This window comes from Streptomyces caeruleatus (genome assembly GCF_001514235.1).
GTDB classification, from domain to species: domain Bacteria; phylum Actinomycetota; class Actinomycetes; order Streptomycetales; family Streptomycetaceae; genus Streptomyces; species Streptomyces caeruleatus.
This window is the reverse complement of the sequence record NZ_KQ948946.1, coordinates 71657-96545: the sequence shown is the minus strand read 5'-3', so window position 1 is coordinate 96545 and position 24889 is coordinate 71657. Positions and strand designations below refer to the sequence as shown.

20 protein-coding genes, 2 tRNA genes and 1 riboswitch are annotated in these 24889 nt (G+C 69.3%); of the genes, 8 read left to right on the top strand and 14 right to left on the bottom strand.

The features are described from left to right. Positions 1–62 precede the first annotated feature (62 nt). The 5 genes from AQJ67_RS41565 to AQJ67_RS41545 all read right to left on the bottom strand — a co-directional run bounded on the left by AQJ67_RS41565 (position 63) and on the right by AQJ67_RS41545 (position 5375). The gene (locus AQJ67_RS41565; RefSeq protein WP_062724868.1) at positions 63–1019 is read right to left on the bottom strand and encodes an aldo/keto reductase; all 957 of its coding nucleotides are present in this window, start codon (positions 1017–1019) and stop codon (positions 63–65) included. A gap of 313 nt (positions 1020–1332) precedes the next feature. Then, entirely contained in the window at positions 1333–2358 is a 1026-nt protein-coding gene (locus AQJ67_RS41560) for a M23 family metallopeptidase (RefSeq protein ID WP_062724867.1), read from the bottom strand. 11 nt (positions 2359–2369) lie between these two features. Beyond that, positions 2370–2527: riboswitch (cyclic di-AMP (ydaO/yuaA leader) on the bottom strand. 284 nt (positions 2528–2811) lie between these two features. Continuing rightward, positions 2812–3897: a PP2C family protein-serine/threonine phosphatase gene (locus AQJ67_RS41555; protein WP_062724865.1), complete on the bottom strand. Its 1086-nt coding sequence runs from the start codon at positions 3895–3897 to the stop codon at positions 2812–2814. 170 nt (positions 3898–4067) lie between these two features. Next, a tRNA-Met gene (locus tag AQJ67_RS41550) sits at positions 4068–4141 on the bottom strand. 100 nt (positions 4142–4241) lie between these two features. Beyond that, positions 4242–5375: a dihydrofolate reductase family protein gene (locus tag AQJ67_RS41545; protein WP_062724863.1), complete on the bottom strand. Its 1134-nt coding sequence runs from the start codon at positions 5373–5375 to the stop codon at positions 4242–4244. 107 nt (positions 5376–5482) lie between these two features. Between AQJ67_RS41545 and AQJ67_RS41540 the strand changes: the two genes are divergently transcribed. Both AQJ67_RS41540 and AQJ67_RS41535 read left to right on the top strand, forming a co-directional pair. After that, the gene (locus AQJ67_RS41540) at positions 5483–5998 is read left to right on the top strand and encodes a MarR family winged helix-turn-helix transcriptional regulator (RefSeq protein ID WP_062724862.1); all 516 of its coding nucleotides are present in this window, start codon (positions 5483–5485) and stop codon (positions 5996–5998) included. Between the two features lie 145 nt (positions 5999–6143). After that, a complete protein-coding gene (locus tag AQJ67_RS41535; RefSeq protein ID WP_062724860.1) occupies positions 6144–6788 on the top strand; it encodes a GTP cyclohydrolase II in 645 nt (214 codons plus the stop codon). 121 nt (positions 6789–6909) lie between these two features. Here the strand turns inward: AQJ67_RS41535 and AQJ67_RS41530 are convergent, their stop codons facing one another. Then, the gene (locus AQJ67_RS41530; RefSeq protein ID WP_062724858.1) at positions 6910–10194 is read right to left on the bottom strand and encodes a S8 family serine peptidase; all 3285 of its coding nucleotides are present in this window, start codon (positions 10192–10194) and stop codon (positions 6910–6912) included. 358 nt (positions 10195–10552) lie between these two features. Between AQJ67_RS41530 and AQJ67_RS41525 the strand changes: the two genes are divergently transcribed. From AQJ67_RS41525 to AQJ67_RS41515, 3 genes are all read left to right on the top strand, one after another. After that, positions 10553–12013: a hypothetical protein gene (locus AQJ67_RS41525; RefSeq protein WP_159058929.1), complete on the top strand. Its 1461-nt coding sequence runs from the start codon at positions 10553–10555 to the stop codon at positions 12011–12013. 117 nt (positions 12014–12130) lie between these two features. Next, positions 12131–12643 carry a RipA family octameric membrane protein gene (locus AQJ67_RS41520; RefSeq protein WP_208615138.1) on the top strand — a complete coding sequence of 171 codons (513 nt, stop codon included), beginning with the start codon at positions 12131–12133 and terminating at the stop codon, positions 12641–12643. Between the two features lie 45 nt (positions 12644–12688). Continuing rightward, positions 12689–13180: a hypothetical protein gene (locus AQJ67_RS41515; RefSeq protein WP_062724901.1), complete on the top strand. Its 492-nt coding sequence runs from the start codon at positions 12689–12691 to the stop codon at positions 13178–13180. A 709-nt stretch (positions 13181–13889) separates the two neighbouring features. Here the strand turns inward: AQJ67_RS41515 and AQJ67_RS41510 are convergent. Further along, on the bottom strand, positions 13890–14339 hold the full coding sequence (locus AQJ67_RS41510) for a hypothetical protein (protein ID WP_159058928.1): 450 nt from the start codon (positions 14337–14339) through the stop codon (positions 13890–13892). A gap of 115 nt (positions 14340–14454) precedes the next feature. Continuing rightward, on the bottom strand, positions 14455–16734 hold the full coding sequence (locus tag AQJ67_RS41505; RefSeq protein ID WP_159058927.1) for a hypothetical protein: 2280 nt from the start codon (positions 16732–16734) through the stop codon (positions 14455–14457). A 1157-nt stretch (positions 16735–17891) separates the two neighbouring features. Here AQJ67_RS41505 and AQJ67_RS41495 point away from each other — a divergent pair. Continuing rightward, complete coding sequence (locus tag AQJ67_RS41495) at positions 17892–18476, top strand: hypothetical protein (RefSeq protein ID WP_159058926.1); 585 nt, start codon at positions 17892–17894, stop codon at positions 18474–18476. Positions 18477–18577: 101 nt separating this feature from the next. On the opposite strand, the gene AQJ67_RS41490 is transcribed toward AQJ67_RS41495, so the two are convergent. Both AQJ67_RS41490 and AQJ67_RS41485 read right to left on the bottom strand, forming a co-directional pair. Further along, positions 18578–19159, bottom strand: a complete 582-nt coding sequence (locus AQJ67_RS41490) for an HD domain-containing protein (protein WP_062724845.1) — start codon at positions 19157–19159, stop codon at positions 18578–18580. Between the two features lie 12 nt (positions 19160–19171). Then, positions 19172–20290, bottom strand: coding sequence for a helix-turn-helix domain-containing protein (locus tag AQJ67_RS41485; RefSeq protein ID WP_062724843.1), 1119 nt, complete (start codon positions 20288–20290; stop codon positions 19172–19174). 126 nt (positions 20291–20416) lie between these two features. Here AQJ67_RS41485 and AQJ67_RS41480 point away from each other — a divergent pair, with 126 nt between their 5' ends. Together AQJ67_RS41480 and AQJ67_RS41475 are read left to right on the top strand one after the other, a co-directional pair. After that, positions 20417–20971 (top strand): DUF6415 family natural product biosynthesis protein, encoded by a 555-nt coding sequence (locus tag AQJ67_RS41480; protein ID WP_062724841.1) that lies wholly within the window; start codon positions 20417–20419, stop codon positions 20969–20971. 284 nt (positions 20972–21255) lie between these two features. Next, the gene (locus AQJ67_RS41475) at positions 21256–21441 is read left to right on the top strand and encodes a hypothetical protein (protein WP_062724839.1); all 186 of its coding nucleotides are present in this window, start codon (positions 21256–21258) and stop codon (positions 21439–21441) included. A 211-nt stretch (positions 21442–21652) separates the two neighbouring features. Here the strand turns inward: AQJ67_RS41475 and AQJ67_RS41470 are convergent. From AQJ67_RS41470 to AQJ67_RS41455, 4 genes are all read right to left on the bottom strand, one after another. Next, positions 21653–21717: transfer RNA gene (locus AQJ67_RS41470), tRNA-OTHER, on the bottom strand. Between the two features lie 200 nt (positions 21718–21917). Further along, positions 21918–23501, bottom strand: coding sequence for a site-specific integrase (locus AQJ67_RS41465; protein WP_062724837.1), 1584 nt, complete (start codon positions 23499–23501; stop codon positions 21918–21920). A 64-nt stretch (positions 23502–23565) separates the two neighbouring features. Continuing rightward, positions 23566–24225 (bottom strand): hypothetical protein, encoded by a 660-nt coding sequence (locus AQJ67_RS41460; protein WP_159058925.1) that lies wholly within the window; start codon positions 24223–24225, stop codon positions 23566–23568. A gap of 114 nt (positions 24226–24339) precedes the next feature. Further along, positions 24340–24819: a helix-turn-helix domain-containing protein gene (locus AQJ67_RS41455; protein ID WP_063807419.1), complete on the bottom strand. Its 480-nt coding sequence runs from the start codon at positions 24817–24819 to the stop codon at positions 24340–24342. Positions 24820–24889 lie beyond the last annotated feature (70 nt).

The window sequence follows — 24889 nt, the reverse complement described above, 5'->3', positions numbered from 1 at the left end:
CCACGCCGCGGTGCCCTCGGGGCCGCTGGGGGAGCAGACCGCCACGGCTGCGAAGCGGCTGGTCAAGAGCGGCGGGCCGACGCCTCCGCAAGCCTCCCCACCTCCTCCTCCGTCAGCCTCAGGCCGTCCACCCCGAGCAGGGCCGGCAACTGGTCCACCGTGCGGGCCGAGGCGATCGGGGCGGTGACCGTTGGCTGGGCTGCCAGCCAGGACAGGGCGACCGTGGCGATCGGGGCGTCGTGGGCGGCGGCGATCTCGTCGAGGGCGGTGAGGACCTTCTGGCCGAGCTCCGAGGCGGCGTGCTTGGCGGCGCCCTCGGCGCGGGGGCTCTGGACCGTCGTACCGGGGCGGTACTTGCCCGTGAGGAACCCGGATGCCAGCGCGAAGTACGGGACGGCGGCCAGGCCTTCGCGCTCGGCGAGGTTCTGGAGTTCGCCCTCGTAGGTGTCGCGGGAGACCAGGTTGTAGTGGGGCTGGAGGGCGACGTACCGGGCGAGGCCCTCCCGGTCCGAGAAGGCCAGGGAGGCCTCCAGACGCTGCGCGGAGATGTTGGACGCGGCGATGTGCCGCACCTTGCCGGCCTTCACCAGGTCGTCGAGCGCGCCGATGATCTCCTCGACCGGCACTTCCGGCTTGTCGAAGTGGGTGTAGTAGAGGTCGATGTGGTCGGTGCCGAGGCGGCGGAGCGAGGCGTCGGCGGCCGCCTTGATGTTGGCCGCGGTCAGGCCCTGGAAGTCGGGGTGCTGGCTGACCTTGGTGGCGATGACGACGTCGTCCCGGTTGCCGCGCGCCTTCAGCCAGTTACCGATGATGGTCTCGGACTCGCCGCCCGCGTTGCCCTCGACCCACGCCGAGTACGAGTCGGCCGTGTCGATGAAGTTGCCGCCCGCGGCCGTGTAGGCGTCCAGGACAGCGAAGGACTGGGCCTCGTCCGCGGTCCAGCCGAAGACGTTGCCGCCGAGGGAGAGCGGGAAGACCTCGAGGTCGGAGGAGCCGAGCTTGCGAAGTGATGCGGTCATGCTCGGCATCAACGTCCTGGCCGGAGGCCCCTCTTCCGGCACCGTCGCAAACTTCCCGTAAACAAGCGGAGCCCGACGCTCCGGGAACCGGCAGCCCTGACGTCGGGGGGTTGTCGCCAGGACCGCCGGGGATCAGGGCGGCCGCAGATCGGGACGGCCTCAGAGCAGGACGGCCTCAGAGCAGGACGACCTCAGAGCAGGACGACCTCAGAGCAGGACGACCTCAGAGCAGGACGGCCTCAGAGCAGGACCGGCGCAAAGCCGCCCCGCGAAGACATCCCTCCGCGAGGCCCCCACCGCACCCCCCGAAGCCTCAGGGAGTGAGCCCCTTGCCGCGCAGCCACGCCATCGGGTCGATGCCGCTCGCGCTGCCGCCGGGGTGGACCTCAAGGTGCAGATGGGCCCCGGTCACGTTGCCCGTGGCGCCCACGCGGCCGATGACGTCGCCCGTGTTGACCTTCTGGCCGACGCTCACGCTGATCGAGGACTGGTGGGCGAACCAGATCTCGGTGCCGTCGTCGAGGGTGAGCTCGGTCTTGTAGCCGTACGACCCGTCCCAGCCGGCGAACGTGATCGTGCCGCTGTGCACGGCCTTGATCAGCGTGCCCGTGGGGGCGGCGAAGTCGAGGCCCGTGTGGTAGCCGGAGGACCAGTAGGCGCCGGCCTGACCGAAGGTCGAGGTGATGGTGTACGAGGAGGTCGGCAGCGTGTACTGCTTGGCCAGCTCGGCGAGGCGCTCGGCCTCGGCCTTCTTGCGGGCCTCCTCCTCGGCCTTGGCCTTGGCGGCGGCGGCCTTGGCCTCGGCCTCCTTCTCCGCCTTGGCGGCCGCGGTGGCGGCCTCCTTCTCGGCGGCGGCGACGGCGGCCGCGGCGGCCTTGCTCTCGATCTGGTCCTGCTGCTGCTCGGCCTGCGCCATGATCCGGCTGCGCAGCGCCTCGCCGGCGTCGGTGGCGTCCTGCGTGGTCGCGTCGGTCGCCGCACCCATGGTGCTGAGGGCGGTACCGGCGTCCTCGGCGGGAGCCGCGTCGTCGTCGGAGATCAGGGGCAGGTCCGGCATGGTGATGGCCACCGGCGGCTTGCCGCTGTTGGCGCTGGCCATGCCGCCCGCGCCGACGGCGGCTATGACACCGACGCCGAGAACCGTGGAGCTGCGGGCGAGTCCCCCGCCGCGCTGCTTGGAGACGCGATGCCTGCCGCGTACCGGACGAATGGACTCCGCGGTGGGGTTCCACTCCTCGAACGGGCCCTCGTCGGTGCGATGGCGGTCGTAGCCGAAGGTCTCGGTGGTGCGCTGGTTCGGCACGAACGGGGCTTGCGGGGCAGGCCGGTTGGACGCCACGTGGGCGTACTCCTTTCCTTCCTTCTCGCCTACCGGGTTAGCTGACGGGTTCGGAGCAGGAAGGTCTCCTACGCGCGTATACCGGCCGTGAGTTCCCGGCGGTATCCGTGCGATTCACCCCAAGGTGGTGGTTCCCCGGTTCCCTTGCGGGATTCGGCGCGTGCGCACGGAGCCGCCTCTTGTGACGGCTGGGACGACCGCGCTGCGTTATCGAACGTTAATAGACGGGGGGTGCGGATTCCAAGCTGTTCCACTTGATCATTAACGTTTTTCGCCTGGACTTACAGGTCATGAGCGGCCTAATTCGGGCGAGTTGGCCAGCCCTCAGGGGCCACACAGGCATTGACGGTATGTCAGTTGTTATGCGGAGGGGGGTCACTCGATCACCGTTGGTGACAACGATCACGGGTGTGGCTCCACAAGATCTCCATGAGGCTCTCGGAGACTCCTGCCTCAGGGACGGCGTACGGCGATGAGGGCCATGTCGTCCGCCATCCCGCCGCCGGAGTGCCGGCGTACCTCCGCCGCGAGCGCGCCGAGCAGCGCGGTCGGCTCGCGCCGGGCGTTGGCCCGCCCCGCGAGTCCCGTCTCGGGGTCGTAGAACCGGTCCGTCTCGTCCCGGGCCTCGGACAGGCCGTCGGTGTACACGAGCAGCGTCGCACCGGTCGGGAAGCCGGCCTCCTGAGCCCGGTCGGGCCAGGCTCCCAGCTCCCGCATGCCCAGCGGCAGGGCGGGCTCGGGAGCGGACAGCGCGCACACGGTGCCGTCGGCGTACAGCAGCAGTGGCGGGGGATGCCCACGGTTGACCAGGCGTACGATCCCGTCGCCGTGCGGGAGTTCGGCGAGGACGGCGGTGGTGAACCCCTCGGCGGGCTCCACCCCCTCGCGCCGCGTGCGCTCCCGCGCGAGCGCCCGCTCCAGACGCTGCGCCACCGCCTCCAGCGTGACCTCCTGCTCGGCGGCCTCCCGGAAGGCCCCGATGACCACGGCGACGATCCCGACCGCCCCCATCCCCTTGCCGCGCACGTCCCCCACGACGAGCCGCACACCGTGCGGGCTGTCCTGCACCGCGTACAGGTCACCGCCGATGAAGGCGCCCTCCTGCGCCGCCTCGTAGCGTGCCGCGATCTGGTAGCCGCCGATCCGCTCGGCGGGTTCGGGCAGTACGGCGCGCTGGGCGGCCTCGGCGATGGCGCGGGCGGAGGCGAGGCGGGCGTCGCTGCGGCGGACGAGGAGGTTGATGAGGACGGCGAGGACGGAGACGGTGACCACGGTGACCAGCTCGGTGATCACCTCGGCCCGGGGCAGGCCGCCCAGACTGGCGCGGAGCACGAGCAGCGCGCCGACCGCCACGACGCCGGTGAGCACCGTGCCGCGCTGCGAGTAGAGCGGGGCGGCGACCAGGGGCGCGGCGGTGAAGAAGGGGGCGCCGGTGAAATCCGTGGGCGTGACGTAGTCGTACCCGCATCCGGCGGCGATCAGCAGGGCGGGCAGCAGCCGGACGAACCGGCGTGCGTACGAGATCCGCCGTTCCTCCACCTCACCAGGGTTGCCGAAGGCGGGGCCGGGGGCGAGTGGTGAGGGCCGACCGGAGCAGCGGGCGGCCGGGCCAGCGGGCGGCCGGGCAGAAAAGCCGCCGTGGAAAACCATGGAGAGTCGTGGAAAACACTCAGGGCCGGAACTTTTCAGTTCCGGCCCTGAGTCTTCAGTAGCGGGGACAGGATTTGAACCTGCGACCTCTGGGTTATGAGCCCAGCGAGCTACCGAGCTGCTCCACCCCGCGGCGATGACTCAATAGTACGCCATCCGCGGGACGGAAAGCACACGCGTTTCCCGGGGCCGCCGCGAGCGGCGTTTTCCGAGGCGTGTTCAGGGCGCCGGTGTCACGGCAGGAGGTGGCTGTTCGGGGCCTTGGCCCGGGCCTCGTACTCGGGCAGGACGACCACGTCCACCCCTTCCCCCGCCAGCAGCCCGCTGCCGTCGGCCCCCGCCACGAAGGTGTCCGGCTCCCGCCAGGCCGTCACCACCCGGCGCACCCCGGCGGCGAGGATCAGGCGCGCGCACGGCACGGGACGGGACGCGCGGCGCGTGCACGGCTCCAGGCTGGTGTAGACCGTGGCGGACGTCACACGAGGGTCTCCGGGCGCGATCTTCGCCAGCGCCGCCTCCTCCGCGTGCACCACGGGGTCGCCGCCCTCGCGGGAGTGGCCGCGCGCCAGCTCGGTCCCGTCGGCGGCCACCACGACCGCCCCGACGCTGAAGGCCGTCCCCGACGGCGGGCACTCGGCCGCCAGCTCGCACGCCAGCGCCAGCCATCTCCGGTCGGCGGCGGACGGCAGCACACCGGCGCCGGGCGCGGTGGGCTCGTAGCGCATCAGTACGACGTCCTCGATCCGCCGCGTCTCCAGCAGGCGCAGCCGTCCGCCCTGGTACTCCCCCGGGCCGAACAGCCGCGGCGCCTTGGGATCCCCCACGAACAGCGGCGCCAGCACCAGCTGGACCTCGTCGGCGAGGCCCTGCTGGAGCAGCTGCGTGTGGATCGTGCCGCCGCCCTCCACCATCAGCCGCTCGACCCCGCGGGCCTCGCGCAGGTGGCGCAGCAGGCCCCGCCAGTCCAGGTCAGAGCCCAGCGCGACCACGTCCGCGGCGACCGGCACCCGGCGCAGCCGCTCCGCGCCCCGCTCCGTCGTATAGACGATCTTCTCGCCGCCGGTGTGCCAGAAGTTCGCCGTGGGATCCAGTTCGCCGGACGCGCTGACCGTGACCTTCAGCGGGTACTCCGGCTTCCCGTCCGCCTTGCGCGCGGCCCGCCGCTCGGCCGAGTTCACCAGCAGCCGGGGGTTGTCGGCCCGGATCGTGCCGGCGCCGATCAGGATGGCGTCGACGGACGCCCGTACCTCGTCGACGCGGTCGAAGTCGGCCGGGCTGGACAGCAGCAGGCGGTCGGGGCCGGTGTCGTCGAGGTAGCCGTCCAGGGAGACCGCGGCGGACAGCAGGACGTAGGGGTACGACGGCATCGGCGCGCTCTCCGGGTCAGGGGTCTCGGGGCGGAATCCCGGGACGGGATTCCCGGGTCGGAAGCCTGGGGCTTGGTTCAAGTTTGAAACAAACCTACACTGGTCGCATGACGACTCGCTGGCTCTCCCCCGAGGAGCAGCGCGCCTGGCGCGCGTACATCGCCTCCGTCGCCCTCGTGGAGGACGCGCTGGACCGGCAGCTCCAGCAGGAAGCCGGCATGCCCCATCTGTATTACTCCATCCTGGCCACCCTGTCCGAGACTCCGGAGCGCAAGCTGCGCATGACCGACCTCGCGGAAGAGCTGAAGATCACCCGCAGCCGGCTGACGTACGCCGTGACGCGGCTGGAGAAGGACGGGCTGGTGGGGCGCGAGGACTGCCGTTGGGACAAGCGCGGCAGCATCGCGACGCTCACCGAGGACGGGATGCGCGTCCTGGAGCGCACTGCGCCGGGTCATGTGGAGACGGTACGGGCGCTGCTCTTCGACCGGCTGACCCCGGAGCAGGTCGGGCAGCTGGAGGAGATCTTCACAGCGGTCTCCGAGGGGTTCCAGGGGGAGGACGCGCGCCCCACCGCGGAGGACGTGCCCTGGCGGCGGCGTTCGGGCAAGTCCTGTTCGTGAAGCGGGAGTCGTGAGGCCCGGGCCCGGCCTGTGACCCGTACGACAAACTGGTTGCTTCAAATTTAAAGCATGGGGTAGGGTCCTGACCGAGGAGCTGCTTCAAATCTGAAGCAGCAAGCCCCCGTACGGAACCCGGAGACCCCGCATGCCCGACTTCACCGCCGCCGCCACCCAGCGCGCCCGCGTCCGGGTCCCGCTGCGCTTCCAGGACGGCTACCGCGTCGACGCCGAACTGGTCACCTTCCACGGCCTGACCGACGGCCTGGAGCACGTGGCCGTCGTCCTCGGCGACCCGGCCCCCGGCGCCACCCCGCTGGTCCGGCTGCACTCCGAGTGCCTCACCGGCGACGTCTTCGGCTCGGCCCGCTGCGACTGCGGCCCCCAGCTGCGCGAGGCCGTCGAGCGCATCGCCGAGCGCGGCGGCGTGCTGCTGTACCTGCGCCAGGAGGGCCGCGGCATCGGGCTCTACAACAAGCTGGACGCGTACGCCCTCCAGGACCAGGGCCTCGACACCTACGCCGCGAACGCCGCCCTCGGCCTGCCCGAGGACGCCCGCGACTACACGGCGGCCGCCCAGATGCTCGCCGCCCTCGGCATCGGCGAACTGGACCTGCTCTCCAACAACCCCGACAAGGCCGACCAGTTGCGCGCCCTCGGCATCCAGGTCCAAGACCGCGTCCCGACTGGCGTCTTCGCCACCCCGGACAACGTCCGCTACCTGCGCGCGAAGGTCCTCCAGACCCAGCACACGCTGCCGCTCGGCGAGCTCGCGGGGCTCAACGTCGGCTGACGGCACGGCGGCTGACGGCTGACGGCTGACGGCTGACGGCTGACGGCACGACCGTCGACGGCAAGGCAAGAGGGGCGGGCGTCCGGATCGGACACCCGCCCCTCAACCGTGCGTCATACGGCTACGGCGTGACCTTCTCGATCGTCACCCCGCCCACACCCGCGGTCGTCCCGCGCGTGTTCACCAGCCGTACCTCGCCGAAGAGCTGCCGGCCCTCGGGCACCGCCCGCGCGACGGTGACGTCCGCCGCCACCTTCGCGGAGTCGCCCGTGCCGAGCTTCACCGGCGCCGACTCGTCGACCTTGACCGAGCCGAGCGCGGAGGAGAAGAACGCGTCCCGGTAGTCGTACGCGGTCGAGCCGGACGGCACCTCGAAGCCGACCACCTCGACGGTGTAGGTACCGGCGGCCGGGGCGGCGATGGAGACGGACTCGTCGGAGTCGCCGTCCGCGGACTGGCCGACGAGCTTGCCCTCGGCGTCGTACACGTTCAGGTCGAGGTCGGAGCCCAGGTCGGAGACACCGCCGATGGCGACGTCCAGCGACGTGGTGCCCTCGGGGACCTCGACCGTGCTGGTCTGCGTCGCGCCGTCGGCGATGGTCGGCCGCGTGGACTTCGACGAGCCCAGCGCGCCGCCCTTGAGGTTGCCCTCGACGGCCGCCAGCTTGTTGGTCACCGTCCAGGAGGCGGCGACCGGCGTGCCGACCTTGGCCTCCGGCACGGTCACGGACTCCGGGTCGAAGGCCGCGCCGAACACGGTGGCGTTCAGCTGGTACGGGTTGTCCAGCAGCGTCGACGTACGGCGCGCGTCGACCTCGATCTCCCAGACGCCGGGCACGGGGTCCGCGTAGGAGGCGATGTCCGTCGTGTTCACGTCGTTGTCGGCGACCGTGACGCCGTACGGGCTGATGGCGCTGAACAGCGTCCGGCTGCCCTCCTTCAGGCCGCCGAGCGTGACCTGGAGCGACTTGGCGCCCTCGGGGACGGTCACGAAGTACGACCTGAAGTTGTTGCGCTCCACCGAGCCGGACGCGGTGAAGGTGTGCTGGACCGGCGTGGAGACCACGACCGTGTTGAGGATCTGCTTGTCGACGCCCGGCGTCCTCGGGTCGTCGGCCTCCAGGATCACGCTCTTGATGCCCGCGCGCCTCGGCGCGGCCTGCACCTTGACGGTCACCGCCTTGTTCAGCGGCAGGTCGACGACCTTCGGGCCGAGGACGGAGAAGGTGCGGGCCTTGTTGTTCGCCAGGCGCAAGGTGTGCGGGAGCGAGCCGGCGGGGCCGGACGTACGGGTGATGGTGACGTCGTACGACTTCTTCTGCCCGGCCTTCAGGCCGCCCTCACGGTCGTAGACGCCCGTGCCGATGCCCGGCGTCTTCAGGGCCTGGTCGAGCGCGGTGTCGACCGGGGCCCTCACGGCGTAGTCGTGGGCGGTGGCGCCCGCCCTGACCGCCTTCCAGGCGTCGACGACGTCGATACGGCCGGCACCCTCCTCGTACGCCTGGAGTCCCTCGATGTGATGGGCGGTCGAGGTGAGGGCGGTGCGCAGCTTCTCGGGCGTCAGGGCGATGTTCTTCTGCTTGGCGGCGCTCAGCAGCAGCGCGCTCGCGCCCGCGGCCTGCGGGGACGCCATCGAGGTGCCGTTGTACATGGCGTAGCCGGCGGGCAGCTTCCAGCCCGCCTCGGCGATCGGCGCGCCGGGCATCCAGGCCGGGATCGTGCTGACCGCGGAGCCGGGGGCGACGACGGTCGGGGTGAAGCCGCCGTCCTCACGCGGGCCGCGCGAGGAGAAGTTGAACAGCTGGTACTTGCTGCGCACGCCGGTGCCGTAGTTCGCGGCGAAGGTCTCCTTGGAGACGCCGGCGCCGACCGAGATGACCTTGTCGGCGAGGCCGGGGTCGCCGATGGTGTTGGCGCCGGGACCGGAGTTGCCGCCGGAGATGACGAGCTGGACGCCGTAGGTGTCGATGAGGCGCGTGTAGAGCTCGGCGCGGGCGTTGTTGCCGTCGTTCAGCGGGGGCAGGCCGCCGATGGACATGTTGACGACGTCGACGCCACGGCCCGCGACGAGGTCGATCATGCCCTCGGTGAGCGCGACGCTGGAGCAGCCGGGGCCGAAGACGCAGGCGCGGGCCGAGACGATCTTCGCTCCGGGGGCGGCGCCGTTCATGTGCTTGCCGCCGAACATGCCGTTGGCGGCGGTGATGCCGGCCACGTGGGTGCCGTGCGCGCCCGCGGTGAGGCCGATGTTGACGAAGTCGGCCTTCTTGCCGACCCAGTCGCCGCCCAGCGGGTCCATCGGGACGTCCTTGCGGACCTGGACGACGAAGTCCTGCGTCTCGGGGATGTCGGTGGCCGGGTCGTCGGTGCCGAAGTGGCCGACCTGGTGGCCGTCCTTGTACGGCTTCATCGGGGTGTCGTCGGTGAAGTCGCCGTTGGCGTTGACATCGACGGTCACCGTGCCGGCGGCCGGGTCGTACAGCACGCCCCAGTCGTCGGTCGTGTCCCCGTCGCGGTTGACGTCACCGTCGGCGTCGCCGTCCGTGACCTTGCCCTGGTTGGTGACGGCCTCACGGAAGGTGCTGATCAGATACGACCCCGCGGCGGCCTTCCAGCTCTTGCCGCCGTAGGTGAAGGCCGGCCCGGAGACGGAGGTGGTCATCGCGCGCCAGGTGCCGTCGCCGTCGACGATCGGGTCGGTGGCGGTCACCCAGTCGACGATCTTGCGCTCACCGGTCGTGGTCTTCTGGAGCGCGGGGCTGCCGAGGTCGACCCCGGTGTCGAGGACACCGATGGTCACTCCGCGTCCGTCCGCCTTCGGGTTCTTCTTCACGAAGTCGACGGCGCCCGTCTCGAAGGACGGGTTGTACGGGTTCTTGGCGGCGGTGTCCTTGCCGGGCCCGGGGTACGCGGCCACGGAGGCGCTCGACTTGGCGCCGGCGTCGAGGCTCGGCTCCTCCAGGGGTATCTCGTCCCGCAGGTCGATGGCCTGCACGGAGGAGAGCTTCGCGGCGGCCGCGATGGCCGAGTCGGCCTTGCCGGTCGGCACGGTGGCCCGTACGTACCCGAGCTTGTCGTACGTACGACCGACCGAGCCGCCCTTGATCGCGTCCAGCTCCGCGGCGACCTTCTCGGTCTGACCCGGCGCCGTGGCGATCATCATCGTGACGGTCTTGTCGCGCTGTGCCTTGGCCTCCGCGAGGAGGTCGGCGTCGTCCGAACCGAGCTTGTCGTGCGCGGACTTCACGCCGGGGTCGGCCGCGGCAGCGGGGGCACCGTCCGCGGCGAGGGCGAGGGGTATGGGCCCGGCCGCGGACAGCGCGGCGACGAGCCCGGCGGCCACGGCGACCCGCGCGACGCGTCGCGCGCCGCCCGGTATCGGGGCCGGGTGGGGGGTGGGGGGCATGGTGATCCCTGGTGCTGAAGGAATGAAGGTCGGCGGCCGGATCGAGCACCTTCGACCGCCGCGGTCCGGAATGTGATCCCGGATGATCGCTCAGCTTCCCTCAAGGGACCGATTTCTGTTGATAGTTCGGGGCGATGAGATGCGTCACTGACGCAAACTCGCCATACGTCAGCGAGTACTTAACGGATCAAGCTGTGACATCCCTGTGGGGTGCCCCCCTGACCGCGGCGTGTTGACCTTCCTTGTTGACCTTCCTTGTTGACTTCCTTGTTGACTTCCTGACGCAAGCCGTGCAGGTTCTGCGGCACTTACGACATTCCGCTTGTGATCAACCTTCGCCCGTTGCTACCCAGATCACATGACGGGGGACGAATCCAAGGTCTTCGGCGCACCACGACGACGTCAGCACAGGCTGCTGGGCTGGGCCATGCGCCTGGTCGGCACTCTGATGTCGATCTTCGGCGCCTTTTTCTTCATCGCGGGCTTCAGCAGTATGCGGACCGTTCCCTGGCGGCCGGGAGCCACTGACCCGCTGTGGTACCGGGCGTTGATCGTGGCGGCGGTCGCCGCGGTCGGCGCCGTGTCGCTTCTCGGTGGCCGCAGGCTCAGACGACGAGGGCGCCGCCACAGTGTTCCGGTGCTGCGGACGATGGCCGACGCGAAGCGCGGCGCCTACGTGTTGTACCTCCGGCCCTTCACATCGGACGCGACGGGGGCGTCCATGCCGCACGCCTTCAGCCGGTTCCAGCGCGTGGGAGGCTCGCTCGTCGACACCGGCACGCGCACCGTCGAAGAGCGCATCTCCCGCGTCTTCGGCACCCTGGGGCGGGTCATCGCCGTCGGCCAACCGGACGAATCGCTCCCCTTGCTGGGAGCCGCGCGACTGTATCTGCCCCTGAACGACTGGCAGCCGACCGTCGCCTCCCTCATCGAGGACGCTCGCCTTGTGCTCCTCGCCGCGGGAACCTCCGAAGGCACCCTGTGGGAGCTGCGGCGGTGTCTGCGGCGACGCGCTCCGCAAACACTGCTCATCACGATCTACGACGAGAGTGACTACGCGGCGTTCCGGGACAGGGCTGAGGTGATCTTCCGGGAGGAGGCGGACGCGATGCGCCGCGGGAGCGGTGCGGACTGGCGCCCGCCGAGCCTGCCCGCCTATCCGCCACTCAGCGACTCACACCGCCTCAAATGGCTCCCGGTGCCACGCGGATACATCCGTTTCGACGCCGACTGGACCCCTCATCTGGTGAGGCTTGACCCGACTTCCACCCGCGGATGGACGGAGGAGGGCCGCAGCCGCAGGATGAACCGCGAGCAACTGGTGCCGTTCATGGAGATCGTGATCCTTCAGCTGTTGGACGCGGAGGACGCGGCGGATCAGGCTGACGCAGGCCGGTGCATGACGATCGCCGACCTGGAGGCGGCGGTGCGCGCGGCGCGGTCCGACGGGGCGGATGATCAGACTCAGGTCAGCCTCCTGATGTCGGGAACAGGGCGGTTCCTTGCCATCGCGGACGAGCAGCAGGACAAGCAGCAGGACAAGCAGGAGGACAACGGGCCAGGAGCCGGGGGCAGGGACGTACGCGGCGGTTCCGTGATCGCGCAGGCAGGCGGACGGCCACCCTTCACCCTCGACCTGCCGTTGCCGCTGGTCGAGGAGCTCCTCCGCGAAAGGAGGGCCGAGGGAGCCACCGACGCGGACACGCTCCAAGTGGAGTACAGCCCCCGTGGGCGGCTGCGCGGGGTGGGGCACAACCCCGGCGGCCAGGCCGCCGGAGAGCCGCCTGCCCTCGTGGACGACAGCGGCGCGGGACACTGACCCGTCGATGGACCGCTTCCGCGTGCGGGACTGGATCGCAAGTCCCGCTCGAAGAACCCGAGTTGCCGCCCGGACACGGGGTGGCGACGACCTCGCACCGCTCGTCATGCTTGGGGCATGAGCGACATCGGGGATGCGTTGTGGAACGAAGCGGTCGGCCCCTCCAATTACGCGGAATCACATGACCGTTACCAGCAGGCGATGCTCGAGCAGTACAAACTCTGCGTCGAGATGGCCGACCGGGTCAGCGCCCGCCGCAACCTGACCAACACGTTCTTTCTGTCGCTCAACAGCGCGGTGGCGGCGGTCGTGGCGGCCGTATCGGGCCGGACCCTGGCCGACGCGCCGGTTCTGCTGCTCGTGGCCGGACTGGTGATCCTCGTCGCTCAGTGCGTCGCGTGGTTCGTCATCGTGCGCTCCTACCGGCAGCTCAACAGCGCCAAGTGGGCCGTGATCGGGGCCTTCGAGGAGCGGCTGCCGGCGTACGCGTACTCCCGGGCGGAATGGGGAGCACTCAGCGGGGGCAACGACTGGCGTAAGTACTTGCCCCTGACGCATGTCGAACAGTGGGTACCCGTTATCTTCTCCGCCTCATACATCGTGGGCTTCTGCACGCTTGTCGCCTTGTGACACGAAGTCCGTGGGCAGGCGTGCCCGGAAGGGGGAGTGACGACCGTGCCAACCATCGCGGTGACGGGACACATGGACCTCACCCCGGACAGCGTCCCGCTGGTCCGTGCCGCCCTGGACGACCTGCTCAGGGGGTACGCCGTTGACGGCGGTCTCATCGGCGTCTCCTGCATCGCCGAGGGCGCCGACTCCTTGTTCGCGGAAGCCGTCCTCGCGGCCCGCGGACGCCTCACAGTGGTCGTCCCCTCCCGGGACTACCGCCAGACCAAGGTCGGCCCCCACCACGCCGCGCTCTTCGACCGCCTGGTCGAGGCCGCCGAGGAAGTGGTCGTCATGCCCCACGACACGGCCGACAGGCAGGCGTACGAGGCCGCCAACTCCGTACTCGTCGAGCGTGCCGACCGACTCGTCGCCGTATGGAACGGCGAACCGCCCAGCGGAACGGGCGGGGGCACCGCCGACACGGTCCTCGAAGCACACGCGGCCGGCATTCCCGTGGACGTGGTGTGGCCCGACGGAGCGGCCCGCACCAGCTGAGGACACGCGCACGGACACTCGCACCGACGAAGCGACGCCCGAGCCGACCCAAGCCGACCCGGACGCCGCGCGGCAGGTCAGAAGGGGTTTCCCCTTCTCCGCGTCCGTAGGCCCTGTGGGACTCGAACCCACAACCAATGGATTGAAAGTCCTGGCGTGATCTTGCTGGGTGGTTCCGGACGCTGCTTCGGTGTCCGGAATCGCCTGGTCAGGACAGGTGTGGCTCGCTGCATGGTCTCCTCCGTGATGACCAGTGCGGCTCCGTCCGCTCACGCATCGCTCACGCAAGGAGGCAGGCTGAACAGCCCTTTCATCGTCGCCGTTGCCCGCGCGCCTGAGCCTCCGGCAGATACGTCCGCCCGCCTCGGACCGCCATCCACGACGGCAGCGGCAGCATGTCCCGCACCAGCGCCACTCAGCATCGCTCATGTCCGAGACAGTCACACCCTGGTAGCCCTACCAGTGCCTGTCCGATGGGTCGAGGGCGTGCGTCGCCCCCCGAGTAGTCGAAGAGGTCAGCCGCGCGGGCTGCACCAGCGCCAGAACTGGTCCGAGTACGGTCCGATCTGGTCGACCTCCAAGAGGCTCTCCGCCAGCTGGGAACTCTCGACCGGCGAGATCACCAGTCCTCCTGACCGAACGCCCGCCCTCCTGCTCCGGGGCGGGCGTTCGGTCCTCTGAAATCAGCCCCGCGGCGGGGCATTCATCCCTAGTTCTCGTACTGGATGGGCGGCCCGAGGCGGACGATGGTGGAGCACTCCAGCTGCTGCTGGTACTGCTCCGAGCCCTGCCGGTACCAGAAGCGGCAACCCTTCAGCGCACCCTGGACTTGGCCGGTGACCTTGACCCGGGCGACGTAGTAGATGTCGCTGCCGGACTTCGCCTTCACCTTGACCGGGTGGCCCGCGTAGTTCCTGGCCTTGAACAGGTCGGGCATACCGCCTTTGCCGTCGGTGCGGGCGAACAGGATGTTCCCGTCAGTCTGATTGCCGTTGAGGGCCCGGTACTCGATGACCTTCAGCCCCTTGGGGACCTGGGAGAACTCCGCCTTGGTGATCTCCACGTCCTCAGCTGTCGTATTCCAGGTGAGGGGAAGGCCAGCCCAGTACTCCTCGCCGATTTGGGCGTGCTCGTACCCGATATCTCCGGCCGACTGCATGCCGCCGTCGAGCGCGGAGCCCTCGCGGACCCCGCCTGCCGATGAGTCTGTGACTGCCCAGGCGGCACCGGCCAGGGTTACGGCGCAGAGTCCGGCAACGAGAATGATGCGCCGCCTAGAAGGAGTAGAAGACGCCTGGCTTGTCGGAGACAGGCCCATTCTTCCCCCAGATCTCATGCTTTGCGTCCCTGCGGTTACCCGCAGTGATCTTCTGCTTGTGGTTCTTGTCGTATCCGGTGGTGACGCTGAGCGCGACGCCCATGAAATTGACGCCGTTGCCGAATTTACTCGACTTCTTCCTGGAGAGCTGGAAGTAAGTGCCCGGCTCGACCTTGGCCCGATGGCTCCTGGGCGAGTTGGCAAAGGGGGGTGAGCCGTCCTTGTTCGCGACGTCCTTGCCGAGCTTGCCGACCGAGCCGCCGGAGGGAACCTTGTAGCGGCCGGCTTCGATCGTGTACCAGGTGGCGCGGACGCTGCCGGAGCAGACCCGCTGGTGCTTGTACTTGTTGTACTCGATCGGCACCTTGTACTGGCGGGCGTAGTACGGGCCCTTGTTGACGTAGCCCGTCGACACGCCCGTCTCATGCGACACCTGCTTGGTGCCGCCGACCTTCCAGTCCCCGTTGCTGTTGACGGCGATGTCGATGCTGCTGTTCATCGTGTCGTCGTACTCGAACGCCGCCTTCGCGTCCCAGTGCGCGTGAGCTTCACCGACCACAGTGTATTTGATCTTGGAAGACTGCTTGTACCGCCACGTGTCGCACGACCCCGAATCACGGGGCGTGATCTTCTCCCCGCTAATGTCCTTGCCGCCCGCCAGGTAGGGGTTGTAGTCGGCCGCCAAGGAGCCCCGGTCCGACTGCCACATCGGAGTCTTCTCGTCCGTCGCCTTCGGGTCGGCCTCCGTCTGAGCGGCGAACGTCCGCTTCTCCTGATCCGGCGTCGGCTCCTTCGCCGCGGCGTCGTCGACCGTGTTCGGCAGCATCGGCACGCTGTGCCCGTCATCGATGGCCTCCGTGAAGTAGGCCATCTCCTCGCTGCTCGCGGCGCGCAGGGTCGCGGACTTCGGCGGTACGGCGACCAGGGCGTCGACGCCCAGGACGGAAGCACCGGACGAGGTGGTGCCGGACGTGGTGGCGTTGAGGTTCAGGGCGCCGCGGTTGTCGTCCATCGCCTTCTGCACGGCCGTCGGCAGGGTCGACGGAAGCGTCAGGGACCAGGTGCCGTCGGCAGCTGTCGTCGCGTTGCCCACCACGGGCTCTGTCGCGCCCGCGGCGCGTTCGCTGCCGGCGACGACGTCGGCAGCGGTGACCGTGACCTGCAGACCGGCCGCGGGCTGCCCGTTGCCGAGGGTGAACTTGCCGGTGACGGTGTTCGACGGCTGCGGTGCGGCGGTATCAGACGGCTCCTGCGCGATCGGGACATCGCCCTCGTCGGTCGGCGGGGCGCCGAAGTAGGGCCGAACGCCGAGGTCCGGGGCGGCCAGGCAGGAGGCGGTGTCGGCCATGACGTCGCCGAGGATGCCGGTGCTCACCTCGTCGTTGATCCCGGTGAAGGGGCCGGTGGTGTACTTGCTGATGCGGCCCGTGGTGTCCGGGTCGTCGGTGAGGCTGAGGGTGTTGATGGCGCCGGGACCGGGGCTCCACGCCTGCGTGACACCGCTCAGGCCGGTCTTGTCGGTGACGGCGGCGCCGATCGAGGTCGTGATGGCGCCCGGGGATCCCCCGGTCTCCAGGTAGGTCTGGTGGGCGATCGTGCCGTCGGTGCTCAGCGTGTAGATGACCGAGCCGACCATCCACACGTCCTCGGCGTTGAGGATCCCGGTCAGTCTGTTGGACCGCGGCAGTGTGGTGACGAGGCTGATGGTGCCGTCGCCGGTGGCCGGGGCGGTCTGCTCGAACACGTTCACCGTGTTGTCATCGTTGATGACGAAGATCCGCTTGCCGTTGGACCACACCCGCTTGGCGGTGGTCCAGTTGGGCTTGTACGTCTTCACCGGCGTCAGAAGCGAGCCGCCGGCGGCGGTGTTGTCCTTGTACGCCTTCAGCGGCGCATCACGATCGCTGCTGGATATCTCGTAGATCACGCCGTTCGGCGCAGAGAACAGCTTGCTGGTGCCCGGTATCTGGGCGGTGAACTGCGTATCGAAGAAACTCGACTCGCTCGACCTCGGCCCCCAGTCCATGTACTTGGACAGGGTGCGCTTCTTCGCGGGATTGGTGCTCGCCGGGCTCAGGACGTAGGTACCGACCGACGAGATGCACGAGTCGTCTGCGGCGTACGCCGTACTCGGCGCGATGGCCTGCGGTACGACCGCGGCGGATGCGATGAGAGAGCCCGCGCATACGGCCCAGACAGCACGCAACGTGGACCTACTGATGGCATGAGGTGTCATGGTTCCCCCCTGAGGTAGTGCGTGACGGCATGGGCGAGCTGGTCGGGCTCACCTGGCCGGGATGAAACATGCTGGTCAGGCAGCGAACCGGAGTACTGCTTTCCGAGTGTGCCCAAGATCGTTGAAACAGCAAAAGCTATGACCACCCCGTGAAGCAATGGTGTTGAGCATCTTCTGAGCTCGATTGCTCATTCCTGCCGAGCCCGCCGCCCGCGACGCTGGGCGCTCCGGCTGCGCGGCGCTCGAACAGCACAGGGATACGGCCGATCCACTGACAGGGAGCGTGACGCGAGGCGTTGTGCGGGCCGCAGCGGCGCGGGCTCATCGTCGACACGTGCAACTCGGGCCCGCATCTGCTCACAGGCCCGTGACGGGCCGCCCAGTGAGTGCTTGGCGGATCTGCCAGAGCTGGTCACCCCGTGAGCTCACAGCCCGGCTGTCTCGGACACCCACGGTGTCCCCCTGCCGGTCGCCGCCTTCGGCCTGTCCGCCTGGCAGAGCCTCCGCCACCCGCTCATACGCAGCGCTCCCTGTACGGCCATTCATGGCCGTACAGGGAGCGCCTTGTCATTTCAGGCTGCCTTCTTGCCGCGCGACTTCACGCGCTCGCTCGGCGGGGGTACGCACGACCTGCAGCGACGCGTACGGCCTGAGGCCGGTGCGCAAGCTCCGCAGGTGATCGTCCCCTCGCGCAGAGCTGATCATCTGAGGTTCGTCGAGGAACTCGTTCCAGGTGTCACAGGCTGCCTCGACGTGCCGCATGGTCATCTGTCGCTGAGCGATCACCCCGAGGGGGTGGACGCGCCCCTGACGTTCTTGAAGGCTGGGGGCAGCGTTGGAGCGGCGCAGGGCCTTGATGCTGCCCGGCCCATCCTTGAGGGACCACCTGACGTGTGCCTCGTGTTCCACAAGCAGCCTCGTCGTAACAGGACTCAGGAGGTCCTCCGCGGCCTGCAGGACCTCAACCCGACCGAGTACGGCAGCTGGTCGTTCCGAACCTCAAGGCCGCCCTCGACGACGCCGGGCACGGCGAAGACAAACCGGCGGCGGCAAGATGCACGTCACTTGCTCGTGGTCACGAGACGGCAACACACCACACGCTGACCCTTAACAGCAACACATGATGCCCTCTCCAACACGCACGTCCAGGGGGGACCATGCGTACCTGTACAACTGCCGCAGCCACGGCCCTGCTCTTCGCCACGCTCACCGCCTGCCAGAGCCCCAACGAGCGAGTAGTTGGCGCCGACAAGGTCAGCGAGTCGGATACGTCTAGGACCGCGAAGGCCAACGCCACACCCAGCCCAACCGAGGACGAACCGAGAGGCTTCGGCGAGGTGCTCACCTTCAACGACGCCGTCGGAGACGTCACCGTCAAGGTCACGGTCCTCAGCTACGAGCAAGGCATCAAGGCACAGACCACCGCCGACCAGGAGTTCAGCACGGACGGATACGAGTGGGCGGCCCTTGAGATCAAAACGTGCATCGCGAAGGGCACGGGCGGCACCACCCGCTACCCATGGATCCTCGCTTACGAGGACGGCGCCCGCGTCGAGCCGAGCAGCGTGACCTACGGCGACTTCCCCAAGCCCGAATACCCCTACGAAGCGACCGTGAAGGCCGGTGACTGCGTGCGTGGGAAGACCGTGTTCGCCGTGCCCGGCAACCAGCGGCCCGAACGCGTGCTGTACACCCCGGAGGCGCTGCCTGAGGGCGCCGAGTGGGCGGTCCCTAAGGCGTAAGCCAGGCGTAAGCCAGAAGCCCCCGGCGCAGCCGTGACAGGCCGTCCGGGGGCTGCGCCACATCAGCGCCGCTACGGCGCCCGTGTACGTCTCTCGGGGGGCTACGCGCGCTCGCCCATGGCCGCGCGCAGCCAGTCGAGCGGGGCCTGAGCCAGCAGCTGGTCGGCGAGCAACTGACCGGACTGGGTGACGATCCGGGCCCGGCTGTTGTCGACCCAGCGCTGGGCCGCCTCGTACCCCTGACCCTTGTACTCCAGACCCTGCAACATGCACTCCAGCTTGTCCGCGTCACGCGCACAGATGGCCTCGGGCGTCTCGCGGGCCTCGTACTCGGCGACAACCGCACGGACCGCAGACCGCAGCACCTCGGGCATGCCAGCTGTCTGATCCGCCGTCACCGCCACCGGATCGCCCGGTGCCGCGTACTTCTTCCCCAGGTGGTTCACGTCGCCCGTGCGCGTCTCCTGCGAGTCGTGCCACACCGCCAGGTGCGCGGCCCGCGCGGCATCCGCGCCCTCCAGGGTGGCAATGACCGAGGCGATGACGGACGTGCGCCATGCGTGCTCGGCGACACTCTCGGGGTCCCGAACGCCCGCCATCCACCAGCCCGTTCGACGGGCCGTCTTCAACGTGCCTGCCTCCCATAGGAAGTGGGCTACGTCCGCCAGGTCCTGGTCACCCACAGGTGTCCCCTTTCACGCCTCGGCGAGGCGGATTGCGTACCGGATGCCCTCCAGCTCCCGCCGAGCCTGCGGCGAAAGCCCTGGATCATCCAACATCATCGGCAGTCGTTCGCGTAGGGCCCGCCCTGCGGCCGACTGTGCGCGCAGCAGGTTGGGGCGCGCGGCGAGAAGGGTCCACAGGGTGTGAACGTTGAGGTCGAAGAAACCGTGCCGGGGTGTGAGGCCGCGGACCAGGTGGGCCATCAGCAGGTTGCCGTGCCAGGGGCCGGGTGTCGCCTCGCCGATGAAGTCGTCCGACAACTGGACGTGCTGCGCCTCCCCGATCCAGTACGCCCAGTAGTTCAGGTTCGCTGCCTCGGCACGGTCGTTGTCGCCGAGGGTGCGGCCGATGAAGTGGGCCATTCGGTCCCGGTCGCCCTGGCGCGCGGCCACGGCGGCGGCGGAGCGGGAGTTGAGCCACTGCGTCAGCCAGTCGTCTGGCCGCTCGGTCCGCTGCTGGTGCGCCAGCCACTCGGTTGTGTCTGCGTCCTGGTCGAACCCGGCAAGGTACAGGGCCTGCCGTCGCAGCAGGAAGTCCCGGCCGCCTCGGGCCTGCTCCGCAGTCTCCCGCATGCGGCTGAAGAAGCGGCGCCGGTCGACCGTGGGCAGGTCGGGCGCCGTTGGCACCGGGCCGCGGCGTGGGCGAGGGGGCGCGGGGAGGTCGCGCACGGGACTGGGCGGGACCCCGTTGAGCGGCCAGGTCAGGACCTCGACGAGATCCCTCTGCATGACCCAGGCCCCGAGTGGGTTGGGCCCGGCCGGCGCCTCGTCCTCCAGGGCGCTGGCTAGCAGCATGTCGGCTTCCATCGCGCGTTCGAGGGCAGCGAGCAGGGCGGGCGCCGTGCCCATCTGCATCAGCCGGTGACGGTGTACGAGCATCTGCCCAACGGGCAGGGAGATGAGTGGCCGGCGGCCTGTCTCCCAACCGGCGACGGTGTCCGGCGCCACCCCAAACGCCTCGGCGAGGCTGTCCTGTGTGTGGCCTAACTGCTCGCGGATGACCCGGAAGACGTAGCCCGAGATGATGCCCGCGCGGCCTCGCCCGGGCGTTCCCTGACCACCGGTCGGGGCTCCCCTCGTCCGCTGCCCCATGGCGCTCCCCTTGCCCGCTCGGGACGGGCCCGTACCCGTACCCACGGTCACTACAAGCGGTAATCACGCCTGCCTACCGTCATTGGTGACAGCCGGACAACACAGCGTAGTGGGAGTGATGTCAGCATGACCGCCCGCGGGGACAACAAACTGACGCCCAGCCGTCTGGGCTTCGAGGCCCGTCCGGTGAACGCCACACAGGAGCAGACGGACTGCTCCGCGCCCACCACCGCGACCATGCGCGCCGCAGCGACCTGGTTCCTCGACCAGCCCACGTTGCCCCGCCACGAGAGCCTCAAGCTCTGGCACCAGGATCTCGGCGGCTTCCTACGGCACCTGATGCCCGCCATCGAAGCGCTCGCCGCAGACCTCCCCGAGAACGACGTGCCCGCCAGGGTCGCCATGGTTGGCGTCGGCGAGGCGCGGCGACGGCTGCACGAGCCGGAGGCGGCCGGTCTGCTCGGCGAAGCGCAGCGCGTGCAGCGGATGGCCCGCTCCGTCGTGGCCCTGTGCGATCACCACGACGCGCTCGCCGGTATGCGCATGTGCCTGGCCTGCGACAAGCCGATCGAGGACGGCGAGACGTGGCTGCCATACGACAAGTTCAGCCCCTCGGGCGGAGCGGCTCAGTCCGGTCGCATCCATGCCTCATGCGCGAGCGTCGGGCGGCCCCGCCGCTGACGCCGTTCTGAACCCCCCTCCCTCCGGAGTGCCGCACGCCTTCGGCGGGAGGGGCTGCAAGACCCCGCCGCGGTGCCATACGCCCCTGGACAGGTCGGGCGCCGAGGCGGGGCGGCAAGTCCCCGTCAAGAGACCGACCGACTCTGACCGTAGTCGGCCGGCGACTCCGAGAGGAGGTGCCATGCGCCGCAAGCTGTCGGCAGCCGTCGCGACTTGGCCGCCCGTGCCCAAGCCCGACGACGACCCGCCCACCCCGCCCGAGAACGACCAGTAGGAGAGGTGACATGGCCGCCAGCAGGTACCGACCACCCACGCCTCGGGAACTCGCCGAGGACGACTGGCAGACCGACAACGCCCGAGGGCGCCGGTACTGCCCGGTACACCCCGACCAGCAGATGATCGCCATGCTGGCCGGGCCGGACGTCGACATGTGCCCTCTGCCTCACGGCGAGGACAAGCCGACGAGCTAGCGGCTAAGCCCCGGCCGCCCCTGTACCCCGTGAGCTCCTGGGGGCGGGCGGCCCCCTGCGGCCCCGGTCGGCCCCTCTGGCCCGGCCGGGGCCGCTCCATGCCCATGATCGGCAGCACTTCGGTTGAGCGTCGACTGAGCTAACGATCTTCAAGGCCCCACAAAACGCTGCGAGCCCCAGTTCAGAAGCGGTCTGAACTGGGGCTCCGTTGTAGGCCCTGTGGGACTCGAACCCACAACCAATGGATTAAAAGTCCGCGGACGCCCCATAGGGCCCTGAACGATCTCATCCGGTCTCGTCGGCCGGGTGCCGCTCCTGCCCAGCTCACGACCCGTTTCCGGTCGCCCTCCGCCGACTCGCTATCGGGTCTCGTCGGGTCTCATCCGGTCTCGTTGGCTGGCGTTCGGGCCAGCAGCGGGCCAGCAGAAAGGCCCCGCCACCTGCGGTGACGAGGCCTCCTCTGTCCAACAACAACGCTACTCCGCCGGGGCCTTGGCGTCACCCCTCCGCGCCCTCGGCACCGCGGCCGCCGCCTTCTCGACGAGCTCCTCCTCGTACTCCTCGAACAGCTCCATGTACGTGTCCGAGGTCAACACCACGGTCGAGTGCCGCAGCTTCTTCTTGGCGTCATGGATGTCTCCGCCGCCAGCCTTTACGAGCGCGGCCGCGCCATGCCGGAGGTCACGCAGGTTGATGGGAGGCAGCCCGGCCCGCTCCCGGATCCGCTGGAACTCCTTGCTGAGGACGTCGGGGTGCAGCCAACTGCCGTCCTCCGCCGCCAAGATCTTGCCGGTGTCGATCCAGTCGTGGGCGTCCTCGCCCTCGGCGCGCAGCTGCGCGGCCCGGGCGTTCCAGGCGTCACGCTCGGACAGCTGGCGCACGCGGTGGTCCTGGAGCACCTCGACGGTGGCACGGTCGATCACCACGGACGCCACAGACGAGTCCGTCTTGGGCGCCGTCTCGACCGGCGTCCACCCGTCCACCACGATCTCCGTGAGCACGTCGATACGGGGCGGCCGCGCGTCCAGGTGGGCATCGTCCCAGCCCTGCCCGCATCCCTCGCCGCGCCGCAGACCGTGGTAAGCGATGAGGTGGTACCCGGCGTACAGCCTGCTGCCCTCGGCCTCATCGAGGAACTGGCCGAGCTGCTGCGGAGTCCACACCATGACCGGGCCGGGAGTCTCGCCCGTCTTGCGCCAGCGCTTCACGCGCTCGTCGGTCCACAGCAGGCCCTTGGGGCGTGCGGCGGAGCCTAGTTCGACGTGGGCGGCCGCGTTGAAGGTGATGAGCTGCTCGGCGATAGCCCGGTTGAGGGCCGCACGGAGCGTGCGCCGGATAGCGTGCCGCGTCGCCGCGGTGTTGGCCTTCCGGTACGGCTTCATCTCGGACAGCTTCGCGCGCTCGGCCGCCAGGCGCTCGCGCTCCTTGGCCGGCGGCCTCCCCGGCCGGGACCACTTGGAGCGGGCCACCTGCTCGCGGCGGGCCTGATTCTCCGCGCGGATGACGTCGGACTCGTCGGCGATGGCGTCGAACATCTCCTGCACGTGGCCGACGTTGAGCCGGTCGAGGCGCAGATGCCCGATGCGGGGCTTCAAGTGGACACGGATGTGGGAGCGGTAGCCGTTGTTTGTGGTCGGCCGCGTCTTCTTCCCCGCCATCCACTTGTCGAGCCAGTCGCCGACGGTCATCTTCCCGTCGAGCGGTACGCCGACGCCCAACTTCCGGGACACCTCGGTCGGATCGGGAATCGGCGCGCGGGTCTTCATCACCTCTTGCAGGAGGTCGCCGACGCGGCGCTGCCCGTCCTCGTCATCCCCGGGCAGGTCGAGGATCGCCTGCAGCTTCGTCAGGTCGGCCTGCGCGTCCGTGACTTTGGCGTAGCCAGTGCGGCGAAACGGCCGGCGCTTCCCGTTGGCGTCCAGCGGGAGTTCCTGCCGCAGCTGCACGGCACCGTGGTTCTTCTTCTCCAGCTGCGGACACGACTTGCTCAGCAGCTTCCCGTCCGGGCCGCGGCACTCACACCGCTTGCTGATGCCGCCGGCACGGCGAGATGCGGTCATCGTCCCTCCCCTCCGAATGCGGGCGCACGCCCAGCAGTATCGAGCCTATGCCGCTGACGCCCCCTCAGGCCGACTTCCTGTGCTCGTCACAGTTCGGGCAGGGCAAGAGCCCGCGCGCCTGCTGATCAAGTATCTGCTCGTACAGCTCTGCCGTCTTCTGGGCTTTCCATTCCTGTTGCTGCTGCAGGAACTTCTCGCACATGGCGTCGACCTCAGCGTGCAGCCGCATTTCGCGAATGGCCAGATATTCGTCCGCGACCCTGATTTGCTCCTTGCCGCGCCGGACTTCCCTGCCCTTCAGGACGAAGCAGTAGCTCGAGAAGAAGATGGCATGAAGCATCATCCAGATGTCCACAAGAGATGCTTCATTCCAGAAGGGCAGGCCACCCCAGATGGGTTCCCCTTCTTCCTTGGTGAAGTTGAGCCAAATCCACGGCACGCAGGGGGCGTAGAGAAGGACTCCGAACGTCCATACCCGCCAGCCGGTCACAGTCCATTTGACGCCCAGCTGGTAGGAAGACCGCGGGCTCGGCCACGGCGGGGACCGGAATATCGGTTGTCCCGTCCTCTTCTTCCGGTCCCTGAGCCCCAATATGACGCCCAGCCCGCCAGCTACGACGAACACGGCGGCCATCACCAACAAGAACCCGGCTTGACCACCGTTGGTCGGCAGCCATGGGGCAGAAGGTTTTTTCTCATCCTCGGCCAAGAGCACGGGCGTCACGGCCATCGCGTAGGCCGCGCACACTATGCCGAGACCTCTCAGAAGCCGCACTGTGCGCCGCTCCGACCACCACCTTGGGAGCCCCGAGCCTCTCCTCCACTCCCGCATCAGCATTCAGGCACCTCTCCCCTGTCGGACTTCTTTGTCCGCCTCTTCCTGGTCAGCGAGCGTCTTTGCCATAGCCGTAAACATCTGGACGCGGTCCGGGCTTCGAATCCCGAGAGCGCGCGCAGCTGCTTCCGGCGTGAGTGGGGGGGTTGGCGTTAGTGACGTGTCCGGCGTCGATGCCGGTTTGCGCGCCCTCTGGCCGGCCTTCTCTGAAACTACGCCCGAGCGCACGAGCAGTTCCATCAACGAGACGCCCAGCACCTCGGCAAGCCGCTCAAGGTGCACGGGCTCGGGCAGCGTCTGACCCGCGAGCATCCGGCCCACGCTGGAGGCCGACATACCCGTGGCCTCGGCCAGCGCCTTCTTGCCGCCGCCGCGAGGACTGTCGATGTCGTAGCCGGCGGCCACGACGGCAGGGCGGATGTACTCCGCGAAGCTTTGCGCTCGGCTCGCCTGCGAGGCAGGGCCGGTCTCTGTCGTCGGCATGCCATACACGCTAGCAAGCAAGTACTGGCTTGGGAACACGCACATAACCGGACAGGAGTGGCTTTGTAAC